At 71.2% G+C, this 17,981-nt stretch carries 2 protein-coding genes; both read right to left on the reverse strand.

The window, feature by feature from the left end:
• Positions 1–99: 99 nt before the first annotated feature.
• Positions 100–10,542 (reverse strand): type I polyketide synthase, encoded by a 10,443-nt coding sequence (locus tag ABD355_RS06100; RefSeq protein ID WP_425585699.1) that lies wholly within the window; start codon positions 10,540–10,542, stop codon positions 100–102.
• Complete coding sequence (locus ABD355_RS06105; protein ID WP_425585700.1) at positions 10,539–17,981, reverse strand: type I polyketide synthase; 7,443 nt, start codon at positions 17,979–17,981, stop codon at positions 10,539–10,541. Before ABD355_RS06105 ends, ABD355_RS06100 begins: the two co-directional genes overlap by 4 nt.

Consider the following 17,981-nt stretch of genomic DNA (forward strand, 5'->3'; position numbering starts at 1 on the left):
TCGAAGAGCTTTTCCTGGTTCTCCACGTGGAACTCCTAGCCAAAAACCCGGGGGCCGAAAGGACCGAAGCGTTGGGGGACGGGCTGAATGCACGCCTGATCACGACATACCGAACTCCTTGTCAAGGAACTCGAATACTTGGTCAGGCGTCGCCGACTCGAGTTCGACCGTTTTCTCGCTTCCGAATTCCGAGTCGTCGCCCTGCTTTTCGATCCATCTCGACAGAATGCTCTGCAGCCGCCGTGTGATGTTCTCGTGTACTTCGTGGTCCGATGCCGATTTCGCGAGGCCGGCTTCCAGCCGGTCGAGTTCGCCGAAGATCGGCTCGGCAGCCTCTTCGTCGCCGACGAGTTCCGACCGCAGAAAAGCGGCGAGCGCCACCGGGGTCGGGTAGTCGAAGACCGCCGTCGAGGGCAGCCGCAACCCGGTGGCCGTGTTCAGCCGGTTGCGGAACTCGACGGACGTCAGGGAGTCGAAGCCGAGTTCCTTGAACGCCTGCCGGGCCTGGACCGCGTCCGCGGAGCCGTGTCCCAGCAGCGTCGCCGCCTCGGCCCGTACCAGGTCGGTCAGCAGCTTGTCCTGTTCTGCCCGGTCGAGGCCGGCCAGTCGCCCGGCTAGCCCGCCCTCGCCCTGCACCGGGTCGGCCACCGCGGGCCGTACCGCGGCGAGTTGACGGACCTCCGGCAGGTCTCGCACCAGCGGCCGCTCGGTCAAGCTGGTGGAGCCGGGTGCCGCGGCGAGCCGGGCCCAGTCCACGTCCATGACCGTGACCACCGCGTCCTCCCCGGCCAGGGCCTCACCGAGCGCCCGGACCGCCAGCTGCGGGTCCATCGGGGGCATCGGCAGCCGCTTCATCCGGGCTTCGATCTCGGTCTTGGACCGCGCCAGGCCGCCGCCGCCCCACAGGCCCCAGGCCACTGACAGACCGGCCAGCCCGCGGGCCCGCCGGTGCTCGGCCACGGCGTCCAGGTAGGAGTTCGCGGCCGCGTAGTTGCCCTGGCCGGCCGATCCGAGCGTGGAGGCCGCGGAGGAGAACAGAACGAAGGCGTCCAGATCCAGGTCGGCGGTCAGCTCGTCCAGATACGCGGCGCTGGTGGCCTTGGCCGCCAGCACGGTCTCCAGCCGCGGCGCGGACAGCCGGTCGATCACCCCGTCGTCCAGCACGCCCGCCGTGTGCATCACCGCGGACAGCTCCGGGCCGCTGCGGCCGGTCCAGTCCACCAGGCCGGCCAGCGCAAAGCGGTCGCCGACGTCGCAGGTCACCACGTCCACCCGGGAGCCCCGCTGGGCCAGTTCGGCGGCCTGCACGGCGACGCCGGGGGCGGCCGGCCCGGACCGGCTGGTCAACACCAGTCGCCGCGCCTCGCGTTCGGCCAGCCACTGCGAGACGTGCCCGGCGATCGCTCCGGTGCCGCCGGTGATCAGCACACTGCCGCGCGGCGTCCAGTTCTCGTCGGACGGCCGGGTGCGGGCGGGCCGGCTCATCCTGCGGCCCAACACTCCGGTCGCCCGGATGGCGACCTCGTCCTCGCCGCAGCCGCTGAGGACCGCCGCCAGCCGACTGCCCGCCCGGTCGTCCAGGACGGCCGGCAGGTCGATCAGCCCGCCCCAGCGATCGGGGCTCTCGAGGCCGAAGACCCGGCTCAGACCCCAGGCCTGAGCCTGCACCGGACTGGCCGGCAGTTCGCCCGGCGTGGCGGAGACCGCACCGCATGTGGCCACCCACAACGGCTTGTCCACCCCGGTGTCGCCGAGCGCCTGTACCAGGCCCAATGTGGCGGCCAGACCGCCGGACACACCCGGGTGTTCGGGCATCGGAGTCTCTTCCAGGGCGAGCAACGACAGCACTCCGGTCGCGGATGCGAGTTCCACACCGGCCTCTTCCGCCCCGCGGACCAGTTGGGCCGCCATCTCGGCCCGGTCGACGGTCCCGGCCGGGATCTCGATCACCGCCACTTCGGCCCGCCGCCGGCGCAGCGCCGCCGCGCACTCCTGCGCCAGGCCGTCGGCGGCCGGTCCGGCCGGGGCCACCAGCAGCCATGTCCCGGACAGCGGCCGGGAGTCGGGCTCCTCGATGTGCGCCCAGCCCATCCGGTAGCGCCAGCCGGCGGTCACCGATCGTTCCACCTCCTGGCGCCGCCAGGAGGCCAGCGCCGGAAGCACCTCCTGGAAGGGACGGGTGCCGTCCACCGCGAGGGTGTCGGCCAGGTGCGCCACGTCGCCGCCCTCGACGGCAGCCCAGAACCGCTCCTCGGCCTCCGTGCCGGTGCTCGCGCCGCCGACCTTGCTGTCGGCGCCCGGCAGAGCGGCCTCGCCCTCCGGCCAGTAGCGCTCGCGCTGGAAGGCATACGTCGGCAGTTCGACGTGTCGCCCGGCGGGCAGCACCTTCGTCCAGTCGACGGAAGCACCCTGCACCCACGCCTCCGCCAACGAGGTGACCAGGCGCAGCGCACCGTCCTCGTCGCGTCGCAGCGTCCCGCACACCGCAGCGGGTACGGCGCCCGGACCCGAGTCCTGCGCCACCTCCTCCAGCGTGTCCGTCACCGCACCGAACAGCACCGGATGCGGGGAGACTTCGATGAAGACCTGATGCCCCTGCCCGGCCAGCACCCGCACCGCCCGGTCGAAGTACACCGGGTTGCGCAGACTGTCGTACCAATAGCCCGCGTCCAACTCCTCGCCGCTCAGCACCTCACCCGACATCGCCGACACCATCGGCACCCGGCCACGACGCGGAACGATCCCCGACAACACCTCACGGATCTCCGCCTCCAACCGGTCCACCTGCGGACCATGCGAGGCGTAATCCACCGCCACCAGCCGCGCCCGCACCCCCTCCGACTCGAACTCCGCCCGCAGCTCCTCCAGCGCCCGCGGATCACCCGACACCACCACCGCCGCCGGACCATTCACCGCCGCCAACGACAACCGCTCACCCCACCGCCCGAACCGCTCCCCGACCACTTCGGCCGACGCGGCCACCGACAACATCCCGCCCGCACCCGCCAACACCGTCAACGACCGCGACCGCAACGCCACCACCCGCGCCGCATCCTCCAGGCTCAACATCCCCGCCACCGTCGCCGCCGCGATCTCCCCCTGCGAATGCCCCACCACCGCATCCGGCACCACCCCCGCCGCCTCCCACACCGCCGCCAGCGACACCATCACCGCCCACAGAGCCGGCTGCACCACATCAGCCGCCTCCAACCCCGGCGCACCCTCCACCCCCGCCAGCACATTCATCAACGACCACTCCACGAACGGCGCCAACGCCCGCTCGCACTCCGCCAGCCGTCCCGCAAACACCCCACTCACCTCGGCCAGCCCACACCCCATACCGAGCCACTGCGAACCCTGACCCGGGAAGACGAACACCGTCCGGGCATCGGAGGGGGCGGCACCGGAGACCACTGAGACGTCGGAGGCACCGAGGGCCAGGCTGTCCAAGCCGGTCACCAGTTGCGCGCGCTCGCCGCCGAGCACGACTGCCCGGTGCTTGAACAGCGATCTGGTGGTCACCAGGGACCACGCCACGTCGGCCGACTCCAACTGGGGTCGAGCGGTGACCCATTCCCGTAACCGGCCCGCCTGGGCCGCGAGGGCTTCCTGGGTGCGGCCGGAGAGCGACCAGGCGCCGACTTCGGCGGTACCGAGCACGGTCGGCGAAGCTCCGGAGGCGGCGGCCGACTCGACCGACCCGGCCTCCTCGGACGGCGCCTCTTCGATGATGACGTGGGCATTGGTGCCGCTGATACCGAACGAGGACACACCCGCCCGGCGCACCCGTTCGCCCGCCGGCCACGGCACCGACTCGGTCAGCAACCGCACACCGCCCTCGGCCCAGTCGACGTGCGGCGACGGCTCGTCCACGTGCAGCGTGCGCGGCAACTCGCCGTGCTGCAGCGCCAACACCATCTTCATCAGGCCCGCCACGCCCGCCGCGGCCTGGGTGTGCCCGAAGTTCGACTTCACCGAACCCAGCCACAGCGGCCGGTCCTCCGGCCGGTCCTGGCCGTAGGTCGCGAGCAGCGCCTGCGCCTCGATCGGGTCACCCAGCGTCGTACCCGTACCGTGCGCCTCGACGACGTCCACGTCGGCAGGCGTCAGCTGGGCGTTGGCCAGAGCGGCCCGGATCACCCGCTGCTGCGACGGACCGTTCGGCGCCGTCAACCCGTTCGACGCACCATCCTGATTCACCGCACTGCCACGCACCACCGCCAACACCCGGTGCCCGTTGCGCCGCGCGTCCGACAGGCGCTCCACCACCAGCATGCCGACACCCTCGGCCATGCCCATGCCGTCGGCCGCGGACGAGAAGGCCTTGCTGCGTCCGTCCGCCGAAAGACCGCGCGCGTCGGAGAAGGCGACGAACCCGCCTGGGCCGGCCATCACGGTGATACCGCCGGCCAGCGCCAGTGAGCACTCACCCGAGCGCAGCGCCTGCGCCGCCAGATGCAGTGCCACCAGCGACGAGGAACAGGCGGTGTCGATCGTGACCGCGGGGCCCTCCAGGCCGAAGGTGTAGGAGAGCCGGCCGGACAGGATGCTGGACGCGTTGCCGGTCATCAGATGGCTGGCCACGCCGCTGAGGTCGGTCTGGTTCTCCAGGCTCAGCTCGACGTAGCCGGAGGGGTAGCCGCCCACAAAGGTGCCGGTCCGGCTGCCGCGCAGCGACTCGGGGTCGATCTCGGCCTGCTCGAACGCCTCCCACGAGGTCTCCAGGAGCAGCCGCTGCTGCGGGTCCATGGCCAGGGCCTCGCGCGGGCTGATCCCGAAGAACGCCGCGTCGAATGCGCTCACGTCCCGTACGAACCCGCCCTCACGGGTGTACGAGGTGCCCGACCGCTCCGAGTCCGGGTCGTAGAGTTCGTCGGCCTTCCAGCCGCGGTCCTGCGGGAAGGTGCTGATGGCGTCACCGCCGGACGCCAGCAGTCGCCACAGTTCGCCCGGGTCGGCCGCGCCGCCCGGAAAACGGCAGGCCATGCCGACGATCGCGATCGGCTCGTCGGCCGCCGCCATCGGGCCGACCGGGTCGGCCGCTGCCGGCAGATCGCCCGTCAGCTCCCGGCACAGCAGACCGGCCAGCGAGACCGGCGTCGGATAGTCGAAGACGAGCGTGGCCGGCAACCGTAACCCGGTCTCGCCCCGCAGCCGGTTGCGCAGGTCCACCGCCGTCAGCGAGTCGAAGCCCAGATCCGTGAACGCCCGGCCGGCCTCGATGGCGTCCGCGGACGCGTGGCCCAGCACTGCGGCCACCTGGACGCGCACCAGGTCCAGCAGCATGCGGTCGCGCTCGGCTCCGGACACCGACGCCAGCCGGTGCCGCAGCGCCTCACCCGGGTGCCCGTCGGCGGCGGCGACCGCGGCCCGCCGGGTCGAGCCGCCGGCCAGCAGACGCAGCAACGGCAGGACAGCGGCGCCGCGGGCGGCTCGGGCCCGCGCCCCGGCCACGTCGAGCCGGGCCGGTATCAGGACCGTCTCGTCCCGGCTCAGCGCGACGTCGAGCAGGGCCAGGCCCTCCTCGGCGCCGAGCCGGAGCACGCCCGAGCGGTCGATGCGGGAGAGCAGCCCCTCTCCCAGGTTGCGGCCGATGCCCTCCTCGTGGGCCCACGGCCCCAGCTGGAGCGAGGTGCCGGCCAGCCCGGCCGCCTGCCGCCGGCCCGCCAGCGCGTCCAGGAAGGAGTTGGCCGCCACGTAGTTGCCCTGGCCGGGCGCGCCGAAGGCGGCGGCCGCGGAGGAGAACATGACGAAGTGTTCCAGGTTCAGCTGCGCCGTCAGCTCGTGCAGGTGCCATCCGGCGTCCACCTTCGGCCGCATGACCGCCGACAGCCGCTGCGGAGTCAGTGTGGCGATCGTCCCGTCGTCGATGATCCCGGCCGCATGGATGACCGAGCCGAGCGGGCAGTCGGCCGGGATGCCGGCCACGACGGCGGCCAGCGCGTCACGATCGGCCGCGTCGCACCCCAATATCCTGACCCAGGCGCCCAGTTCGGCCAGCTCCGCGGCCAGCGCGGCCACCCCGGCCGACGGACCGGAACGACTCAGCAGCAGCACACCACCGGCCCGGCCGGTCCGCACGAAGTGACGGGCCACCAACGCACCCAGCGTCCCGGTGCCACCGGTGACCAACAGCGCCCGAGCCGAAGCATCGGCAGACGCCCCCTCCGGCCAGACGACCGGGGCCACTTCACCGGGAGCACGGACCAGCCTGCGGCCGTACGCGGCCCGGCCGCGGATCACCAGCTCCGGCTCGCCGCAGTTCACGACCGTCGGCAGTACGGCGGCGCAGGCGGCCGGGTCGGTCGCGGCCAGGTCGACCAGCGTCAGCCGACCGGGGTTCTCGGACTGCGCCGAGCGCAGCAGGCCCCAGACGGCCGCGGCCGCGAGGTCGGTCACCGCCTCGCCCGCCACCGCGGCCACAGCGCCGCGCGTGACGACGACCAACTGGGCTTCGTCCAGGCGAGCTTCGTCGATCCACTGCTGGGCCAGCAGGAGCGCCTCGCCGCTGACACGGCGTACGACCGCCGGGACGTCGGAGTCGGAGTCGGCTTCGGCAAGCTCTACGGGTCTTGAGCCGGAGCACACCAGGACCGTGCGCGGGTCGATCTCGCCTGCCGCGACGGCGTCGGCGAGGTCTGCGACGCCCGGGAAGGACCGCACGCTCACACCCGCGGTGCGCAACCGTTCCGCCAGGCCGAAGACGTCGTCGCCGAGCAGCGCCCAGTCTCCGCTCGCAGCCGCGGCCGGATCGACGGGAGTCCACTGCTGGACGAACAGCGCATCGCCCAGCACGCGGCCGGCGGCCTGCAGTTGCCCGGCGGACACCGGGCGGCTGACCAGCGAGCCGACCGAGACCACGGGAGCGCCGGTCGCATCCGCAGCCGTCAGCGACAGACCGCCCTGCGCGGTACGGCCCAACCGCACCCTCAGCACCGATGCGCCGGTGGCGTGCAGTTCCACGTCGGCCCAGGCGAAGGGCATTCGTACGTCGCCGGGCTCACCCGAGTCCACCTCGGCCAGCAGCCCCGCGTGCAGCGCAGCGTCCAACAGTGCAGGGTGCAGTCCGAACGAACCGGCCTGTGCGGCGATTTCGTCCGGCAGCGCCACCTCGGCGAAGACTTCCCCGCCACGCCGCCAGGCGGCCCGGAGCCCATGGAACGCCGGGCCGTACACGTCGGCCAGCCGTACCGTGTACAGGTCCGAGAACTCCAGCGGTGTGGCCTGCTGCGGAGGCCAGACGGCCAGGTCCTCCGCGACCGACGGCCGCGCTGCGGAAGGCACCACGACGCCGCTCGCGTTCCGCGCCCACGGCTGTTCCGTGCCGGGCTGATCGGGTCGGGCGAAGACTTCGAATGTCCGCCGCCCGTCGCCGTCCGCGGCGGCCACCACGACCTGCACCTGCACACCGCCGGACTCCGGCACGACGAGCGGCGCCTGCAGCGTCAGCTCCTCCAGCAGGCCGCAGCCCACCTGGTCGCCGGCGCGCACCGCGAGCTCCACGAAGCCGGTGCCCGGCAGCAGGATCACCCCGCCGACCCGGTGATCGGCCAGCCACGGCTGCGACCGCACCGACAACCGTCCGGTGCACACCACCCCCGCACCGTCGGCGAGCTCGACCGCAGCACCCAGCAGCGGGTGGCCCACCGCGCCCAGGCCCAGGGATTCCGGGTCTGCGCCCGCGCCGCGCTTGGGCAGCATGACCGTGCCCCTGGGCCAGTAGCGTTCGTGCTGGAAGGCGTACGTGGGCAGCTCCACACGCCCCGCGGCGGGCAGCACCCTCGTCCAGTCGACGGCCACGCCCTGCACCCACGCCTCGGCCAACGAGGTGAGCATCCGGGCCGAGCTGTCGTCGTCCCGGCGCAGCGTCCCACACACCGCACCCGGCACCGACCCGGGACCCGCCTGCTCGGCCAGCTGCTCCAGCGTGTCTTCCAGCGCTCCGGTCAACACCGGATGCGGGGAGACTTCGACGAAGACCTGATGCCCCTGCCCGGCCAGCACCCGCACCGCCCGGTCGAAGTACACCGGGTTGCGCAGACTGTCGTACCAATAGCCCGCGTCCAACTCCTCGCCGGTCAGCACCTCACCCGACATCGCCGACACCATCGGCACCCGGCCACGACGCGGAACGATCCCCGACAACACCTCACGGATCTCCGCCTCCAACCGGTCCACCTGCGGACCATGCGAGGCGTAATCCACCGCCACCAGCCGCGCCCGCACCCCCTCCGACTCGAACTGCGCCTTCAGCTCCTCCAGCGCCCGAAGCTCACCGGAGACCACCACCGCCGCCGGACCGTTCACCGCCGCCAACGACAACCGCTCACCCCACCGGCCCAACCGCTCCCCCACCAGCTCCGCCGAGGCGGCCACGGACAGCATCCCGCCCGCACCCGCCAACGCCGTCAACGACCGCGAGCGCAACGCCACCACCCGAGCCCCGTCCTCCAGGCTCAACATCCCGGCCACGGTCGCCGCCGCGATCTCCCCCTGCGAATGCCCCACCACCGCATCCGGCACCACCCCCGCCGCCTCCCACACCGCCGCAAGCGACACCATCACCGCCCACAGAGCCGGCTGCACCACATCAGCCGCCTCCAACCCCGGCGCACCCTCCACCCCCGCCAGCACATCCATCAACGACCACTCCACGAACGGCGCCAACGCCGCCGAACACTCCGCCAGCCGTCCCGCAAAAACCCCACTCACCTCGGCCAGCCCACACCCCATACCGAGCCACTGCGAACCCTGACCCGGGAAGACGAACACCGCCCGCCCGCAGGACCGCGCCACACCCGACACCACATCGGCACCGGGCACCCCATCAGCCAGGCATCCCAGACCGGCCAGCAGCCCGCCGGTGTCACCGCCCACCACCGCAGCGCGATGCTCGAAAGCAGTGCGCGACGTCGCCAACGACCAGCCCACCTCGGCCGGCTCCAGCCCCGGCCGCTCACCCACCCACTCCCGCAGCCGCCCCGCCTGACCCACAAGACCCCCGGCAGTACGCCCCGACACCAGCCAGGCGCCCGCACCCGACACCACCGGAGCCACCACATCGGGAGCGTGCTCAACCGACTCGGCATCCTCGGCAGGGGCTTCCTCGACGATCACGTGGGCGTTGGTGCCGCTCATTCCGAACGAGGACACACCCGCCCGGCGGGGGCGCTCGCCCGCCGGCCACGCCACCGACTCCGTCAGCAGCTTGACGTCGCCCGCCGACCAGTCCACATGCGGCGACGGCTCATCAGCGTGCAGCGTCCGCGGCAACTGCCCATGCTGCAACGCCAACACCATCTTGATGACGCCCGCCACACCCGCCGCGGCCTGCGTATGACCGATGTTCGACTTCACCGAACCCAGCCACACCGGCCGGTCCTCCGCCCGCTCCTGGCCGTAGGTCGCGAGGAGTGCCTGCGCCTCGATCGGGTCACCCAGCGTCGTACCCGTACCGTGTGCCTCGACGGCGTCCACGTCGGCAGGAGTCAGCTGGGCGTTGGCCAGAGCGGCCCGGATCACCCGCTGCTGCGACGGACCGTTCGGCGCCGTCAACCCGTTCGATGCACCATCCTGATTCACCGCACTGCCACGCACCACGGCGAGGACCTGGTGTCCATGACGGCGCGCATCCGACAGGCGCTCCACCACCAGAACGCCCGCGCCCTCACCCCAGCCCGTGCCGTCCGCATCCGCCGAGAACGCACGGCACCGCCCATCCACCGACAGACCCTGCTGCTGCGAGAACTCGATGAACGTCCCTGGCGTCGCCATCACCGTCACACCACCGGCCAACGCCAGCGAACACTCACCCGACCGCAGCGCCTGCACCGCCAGATGCAGCGCCACCAGGGACGAGGAGCACGCCGTGTCCACCGTGACCGCCGGGCCCTCCAGGCCGAGCGCGTACGACACCCGACCGGACAGCACGCTGGTGGCGTTGCCCGTCATCAGATGTCCCTCGACACCAGAACCCCCGGCCTCGTCACTGAGCGCGACGCCGATGCCGTAGCCCGAGGCGAAACCGCCTGCGAACACGCCCGTGGCGGAGCCGCGCAGCGTTCCAGGCTCGATGCCGGCCCGCTCGAGCGCCTCCCACGAGGTCTCCAGGAGGAGCCGCTGCTGCGGGTCCATCGCAAGCGCCTCACGCGGACTGATCCCGAAGAACCCGGGGTCGAAGGCCGCCACTTCTCCGGAAAGGAACCCGCCCTGGCAGACGTATGACGTGCCTTCGTTCTCCGGGTCAGGGTCATACAGCGTTTCGGTGTCCCAGCCGCGGTCCTGCGGGAAGTCGGAGATCGCATCGGTCCCGGAGGCGAGCAGACGCCAGAACTCCTCGGGGCCGGCCGCGCCGCCCGGGAAGCGGCACGCCATGCCGACGATTGCGATCGGTTCCGTAACCCGCTCCTGCACCTTGCGCAGCCGTGCGCGTACGTCCTGGGCGTCGGCGATGGCCTTCTTGAGGTAACTGCGAAGCTTGTCCTCGTCGGACATTGTCGGGCTCCCGAGAGTCATCGTTGGCAGTGTGGGGGCGGGAATCAATCGAGTTCGTCAACGAGGGTGAACAGCTCGTCGTCGGTGGCGGATTCGAGTTCTGCTTCACGTCGCTGCCGGCTCGGGCCCGCGTTCTGGGAGTCCACGGCGTCCAGCAGTCGACGCAGCCGGTCGGCGGCCTGTTCCCAAACCAACTCGTCCCGCGGACCACCGAGGAGGCTTGCCTCCAGCCGGTCGAGTTCGGTGAGCACTGGTACCGCGGCCGCGTCGTCCTGCACGAGTTCGGTCCTCAGCCAGGCGGCCAGGGCCACCGGTGTCGGGTAGTCGAACACCAGCGTGGCCGGCAGCCGCAGGCCCGTCGCCGCGGTGAGCCGGTTGCGCAGCTCGACCGCGGTCAGCGAGTCGAAGCCAAGATCCTTGAAGCTCTGCCGGTCCGACACCGCGTCAGCCGAGGAGTGGCCGAGCACGGCCGCCACCTCACCCGCGACCATTTGCGTCAGTACCCGCTCCTGCTCCTCGCGGCTCAAGCCGACCAGCCGCCGGGCCAGTTCCCCCTCCGTCGGCGCCGCAACGCCGGTGGAGGACGCGGCGAGCGACGCCTGACGCACCTCCGGCAGGTCGCGCAGCAGCGGCATCTCTCGCATGTGTGCGGCTTCGGGTGAGGAGGCCAGTTGGGCCCAGTCGACATCCATGACGGTCAGTGCAGGATCGGCGCCTTCCAGCGCCTCACCGAGTGCGCGCACCGCCAGCAGCGGGTCCATCGCCGGCATCGCACCACGCCCGACCCGCGCCCGCACCGCATCACTCGACGCAGCAAACCCACCACCAGCCCACGCACCCCACGCCACCGAAAGCCCCGCCAGACCACGCGAACGACGACTCTCCGCCAACGCATCCAAGAAGGCATTGGCCGCCGCATAGTTCCCCTGACCCGCCGCACCCAACGTGGCCGCAGCCGACGAGAACAGAACGAAAGCCTCCAAATCGAGGTTTGCGGTCAGCTCATCCAGCAGCGCCGCGCTCACGGCCTTCGCCGCCAGCACCCTCTCCAACCGCCGCACCGAAAGCCGGTCCACCACACCGTCATCCAGCACACCCGCCGTATGCATCACCGCCGACAACGCACAACCATGCGACGCCGTCCACGCAAGCAGCCCCGCCACCGCCGAACGCTCACTCACATCACACGACACCACATCGACCGCGGTCCCGGCCTCAGCCAGCTCCGCGACCGTCGCCGCCACGCCCGGCACCGACGCCCCGGACCGGCTCGCCAACACCAGCCGCGGCGCCCCACGCCCCGCCAGCCACCGCGCCACATGCCCCGCAACCGCACCCGTCCCACCCGTCACCAGCACACCACCCCGCGGCGACCACCCCACCCCAGCCCCATCACCAGGCCGCGACGCATGCACCAAACGCCGACCGAACACCCCCGCCGACCTCACCGCCACCTGGTCCTCGCCACAACCGGCCAACACCGCCACCAGCCGCGCACCAGCCCGCTCGTCGACGACCTCCGGCAGATCGACCAGCCCGCCCCAGCGATCGGGGTGTTCCAGCCCCACCACCCGGCCCAGGCCCCACACCTGCGCCTGAACCGCAGCAACCACCACCTCACCCGGACCCACCGCAACCGCACCCCGAGTAGCCACCCACAACGGCGCAGCAACCCCGACATCACCCAGCCCCTGAACCAGCGCCAACGACGCAGCCAGCCCACCGGCCACCGCCGGAAGTTCGGACAGCGGCTCCTCGTCCAACGCCAGCAACGACAAGACGCCTGTGACAGCGGCCGGCTCAACACCGTTCAGCACACCAGTGACCACACCTGCGATGTCCGCTCGCTCCACCATGCCGCTGGGGACCTCAACCACCAGCGTCTGCGCGCCACGAGCAACCAGGGCTTGCACGACCGAAGACTGCATCACGCCCACAGACCCGACCGGAACCACCACCAGCCAAGTCCCACGCAGCACCCGCGCATCCGGCTCAACGACCGGCGCCCACACAGCCCGATAACGCCAACCAGCCGTCACCGACCGGTCCAACTCCCGCCGACGCCACGACGCCAACGCAGGCAGCACCTCATCGAACGGACGATCACCACCCACGTTCAGCGACTCAGCCAGCTGTGAAAGATCGCCATCCTCCACCGCCGCCCAGAAGCGCGCCTCAGCCTCGGTGCCCGCAAGCCCGCGGTACTGGTCGAGGCCCGATATCACTCCGGTCGGCAAGTGCAGTGCGCCTGCCGGCCAATACCGCTCGTGGCGGAAGGCGTAGGTCGGCAGTTCCACCGTCTCCGCGGGGGGCAGTACCGCCTTCCAGTCCACCCCAGCGCCATGCACAAACGCCCGCGCCAGACCAGCCACCACACTGGAGGTGCCGGTGTCATCCCGCCGCTGCAACGGAACAAACACCGCCTCCTCAACCCCCACCCCCAACACCGCATCCGGACCCAACGACGACAACGAACCATCCGGACCGATCTCCACGAAGACCGAGACGCCCTCGGCCGCAAGCGTCCGCAGCGCATCCCCGAAACGCACAGCCCCACGCGTCTGACCCGGCCAATACCCCGGCCCACACTCCGCCACCAGCCCACCCGTCAGCGCGCCCGCCCACAACACCTGCGGCCGCTGAAACTCCAGCCCCCCAGCAACCCGGCCCAACTCCTCCACCACCGGATCCATCGCCGGCGAGTGGAACGCATGCGAGACCCGCAACGGCCGCACCCGACGACCCCTCCCCCGCCAGAGCTCGACAACCCGGCCCACGCCGTCCCGGTCACCCGAAACCACCACCGACTCCGGACCGTTGACCGCCGCGACCACCACACCGTCGATACCGGCCAGCGACGCCACCACATCCGCCTCGCAGGCGTTGACCGCCGCCATCGCACCACCCGACGGCAACGCCTGCATCAACCGCGCACGCGCCGCCACCAGACGACACGCATCCGGCAACGACAGCACACCCGCCACATACGCAGCCGCCACCTCACCCACCGAATGCCCCACCACCGCATCCGCCACCACACCCGCGGCCTTCAACACCTCAGCCAGGGCAACCTCGAACGCGAACAGTCCGGCCTGCGCATACAGGGTCTGATCCACCAGGCCCTCGTCGGCGCCCTCCGTACCGAGGACCACGTCCCGGACGGTGACGCCGAGTTCCAACTCCAACAGCCCCGACACCTGGTCAAAGACCCGCGCGAACACCCCACTGCCCTCATACAGACCCCGCCCCATCCCCACCCACTGCGACCCCTGACCCGCAAACACCAACCCCACCCGAGCACCAGCCCGCGCCACACCCGACACCACCGCCCCCGACGACACCCCCGCCGCCACACACTCCAACCCCGCAACCAACTTTGCCCGCCCACCACCCAGCACCACAGCCCGGTGCTCAAACACCGACCGCGACACCGCCAACGACCACGCCACCTCAGCAGCCCCCAACCCAGGCCGCCCCACCACCCACTCCCGCAACCGCCCCGCCTGCGCCGCAAGACCATCGGCAGTACGCGCCGAGACCACCCAGGCGCCACCGGCATCCGCTACCGCGTTCACCGCCCTGGCGGTGTCGGCCCCTTCCTCGGGCCCGGCGGTCCCGGTGGCGGTCTCAGACGGCGCCTGCTCAAGGATCACGTGGGCGTTGGTGCCGCTCATTCCGAACGAGGACACACCCGCCCGCCGGGGGCGCTCGCCCGCCGGCCATGCCACCGACTCCGTCAGCAGCTTGACGTCGCCCGCCGACCAGTCCACATGCGGCGACGGCTCATCAGCGTGCAGCGTCCGCGGCAACTGCTCGTGCTGGAGTGCCAGCACCATCTTGATCACACCCGCCACCCCGGCGGCGGCCTGCGTGTGACCGATGTTCGACTTCACCGAACCCAGCCACACCGGCCGGTCCTCGGAACGCCCCTGCCCATAGGTCGCCAGCAGCGCCTGCGCCTCGATCGGGTCACCCAGCGTCGTCCCCGTACCGTGCGCCTCGACAACGTCGATCTCCTCGGCCCGCATCCCGGCATTGGCCAACGCAGCCCGGATCACGCGCTGCTGCGACGGACCGTTCGGCGCCGTCAACCCGTTCGACGCACCATCCTGATTCACCGCACTGCCACGCACGACTGCGAGGACCGGGTGCCCGTTGCGCTGAGCGTCCGACAGACGCTCCACCACCAGCATGCCCGCGCCCTCACCCCAGCCTGTGCCGTCCGCATCCGCCGAGAACGCACGGCACCGCCCGTCCAGTGACAGCCCCTGTTGCCGGGAGAAGTCGATGAACGTCGCCGGCGTCGCCATCACGGTCACACCACCGGCCAACGCCAGCGAACACTCACCCGACCGCAAAGCCTGACCGGCCAGATGCAACGCCACCAACGACGAGGAGCACGCCGTATCGACCGTGACCGCCGGACCTTCCAGGCCCAGTGCGTAGGAGACACGGCCGGACAGCACACTGGTGGCGTTGCCCGTCATCAAGTGACCCTCAACGCCGCTCGCACCCTGCTCCGAGAGGGCCATCCCGATGTTGTAACTGGACGAGAACCCGCCTGCGAACACACCGGTGGCGGAGCCGCGCAGTGATCCGGGCTCGATGCCGGCCCGCTCCAACGCCTCCCACGAGGTCTCCAGGAGGAGCCGCTGCTGTGGGTCCATCGCCAGCGCCTCACGCGGGCTGATCCCGAAGAACCCCGCATCGAATTGCGCAGCCTCCCGCAAGAACGCACCGGACTGCGTATACGACGTCCCCTCACTGCCCCGGTCCGGGTCGTAGACCCCCTCCAGGTCCCAGCCCCGGTCCGTCGGGAATCCGCCCACCGCATCACCACCGGAGGCAAGCAACTCCCAGAACGACTCCGGACTTTCGGCACCGCCCGGGAAACGACAGCTCATGCCGACGATGGCCAGCGGCTCGTCAGAAGCCCCGGCGGCCACCACCGGTGCAGCGGAGCCCAGTTCACCGGTCAGCTCCCCCCGGAGATACGCGGCAAGAGCGACAGGGGTCGGATAGTCGAACACAAGGGTCGACGACAGCCGCAGCCCGGTCGCCGACGCGAGCCGGTTACGCAGCTCCACCGACGTCAGCGAGTCAAAACCGAGATCCTTGAAGTTCTGCCGATCCCGCACAGCCTCAGCCGAGGAGTGGCCGAGCACGGCCGCCACCTCACTTCGCACCAGCTCAGTCAGCAGACGGGTCTGTTCTTCGGCCCTTCCCAGACCGCGCAGCCGCTCGGCCAGCTCGCCTTCATGCGACACGGCCCCAGGGGGCGAACCGGCAGCCGCCAAGCTGCGGATCTCCGGCAGATCCCGGACCAGCGGCATCTCCTGGATGCCGGCCGCGCCAGAGCCTGCCGCGAGCTGGGCCCAGTCGACGTCCATGACGGTCAACGCGGCGTCGGCGCCCTCCAACGCCTCACCGAGCGCGCGCACCGCCAGCAGCGGATCCATCGCCGGCATCGCCCCACGCCCGACCCGCGCCCGCACCGCATCACTCGACGCGGCAAACCCGCCACCCGCCCACGCACCCCACGCCACCGAAAGCGCCGCCAGACCACGCGAACGACGACTCTCCGCCAACGCATCCAAATACGCATTGGCGGCCGCATAGTTGCCCTGACCCGCCGCACCCAACGTGGCCGCAGCCGACGAGAACAGAACGAAAGCCTCCAAATCGAGGTCCGCGGTCAGCTCATCCAGCAGGGCCGCGCTCACGGCCTTCGCCGCCAGCACCGTTTCCAGCCGCTCCACCGAAAGCCGGTCCACCACACCGTCATCCAGCACACCCGCCGTATGCATCACCGCAGACAACGCACAACCACCCGACGCCGTCCACGCAAGCAGCCCGCCCACCGCCGAACGCTCACTCACATCACACGACACAATCTCCACAGCACTACCGGCCTGCGCCAACTCCGCCGCCAACGCCCCCGCACCAAACGCAGCCGCCCCGGACCGACTGACCAACACCAGCCGCGGCGCCCCACGCCCCGCCAGCCACCGCGCCACATGCCCCGCAACCGCACCCGTCCCACCCGTGACCAGCACACCACCCCGCGGCGACCACGACACCCCACCACCAGGCCGCGACGCATGCACCAAACGACGACCGAACACACCCCCAGACCTGACCGCCACCTGGTCCTCGCCACAACCGGCCAACACCGCCACCAGCCGCGCACCAGCCCGCTCGTCGACGACCTCCGGCAGATCGACCAGCCCGCCCCAGCGATCGGGGTGTTCCAGCCCCACCACCCGGCCCAGGCCCCACACCTGCGCCTGAACCGCAGCAACCACCACCTCACCCGGACCCACCGCCACCGCACCCCGAGTAGCCACCCACAACGGCGCAGCAACCCCGACATCACCCAGCCCCTGAACAAGCGCCAACGACGCAGCCAGCCCACCGGCCACCGCCGGAAGTTCGGGCAGCGGCACCTCATCCAACGCCAGCAACGACAAGACGCCTGTGACAGCGGCCGGCTCAACACCGTTCAGCACACCAGTGACCACACCTGCGATGTCCGCTCGCTCCACCATGCCGCTGGGGACCTCAATCCCCAGCGTCTGCGCGCCACGAGCAACCAGGGCTTGCACGACCGAAGACTGCATCACGCCCACAGACCCGACCGGAACCACCACCAGCCAAGTCCCACGCAGCACCCGCGCATCCGGCTCAACGACCGGCGCCCACACAGCCCGATAACGCCAACCAGCCGTCACCGACCGGTCCAACTCCCGCCGACGCCACGACGCCAACGCAGGCAGGATCTCGCTCAAGTGCTCCGGCTCGTCCAGGGCCAACGTGGCGGACAGCTGCGTCAGATCACCGCCTTCTACGGCGGCCCAGAACCGCGCGTCAGCCTCCTCGGCGCCCGCGAGCGCAACCGTCGCATCGGCCCCCATCGGCAAGGGCAGGAGGTGGTCAGGCCAGTACTGCTCGTGGCGGAAGGCGTAGGTCGGCAGCTCCACCGTCTCCGCGGAGGGCAGCACCGCCTTCCAGTCCACGACCGCACCATGCACGAACGCCCGCGCCAGACCAGCCACCACACTGGAGGTCCCGGTGTCGTCCCGCCGCTGCAGCGGAACGAACACCGCCTCCTCAACCCCCACCCCCGCCACCGCATCCGGACCCAACGACGACAACGAACCATCCGGACCGATCTCCACGAACACCGAGACACCCTCAGCAGCCAGCGTCGCCAGCGCATCCCCGAACCGCACCGCCCCACGCGTCTGGCCCGGCCAGTACTCCGCCTCGCACTCGGAGACCAGCGCACCGGTCAGCGCACCCGCCCACAACACCTGCGGCCGCTGATACTCCAGCTCCGCGGCAACCCGGCCCAACTCCTCCACCACCGGATCCATCGCCGGCGAGTGGAAGGCATGCGAGACACGCAACTGCCGTACACGGCAGCCCTGTTCACGCCACAACTCCACCACCCGGGCGACCCCATCCTGATCACCCGAAACCACCAC

Source organism: Streptomyces longisporus, from assembly GCF_039532765.1.
In the GTDB taxonomy this organism is placed as follows: domain Bacteria; phylum Actinomycetota; class Actinomycetes; order Streptomycetales; family Streptomycetaceae; genus Streptomyces; species Streptomyces longisporus.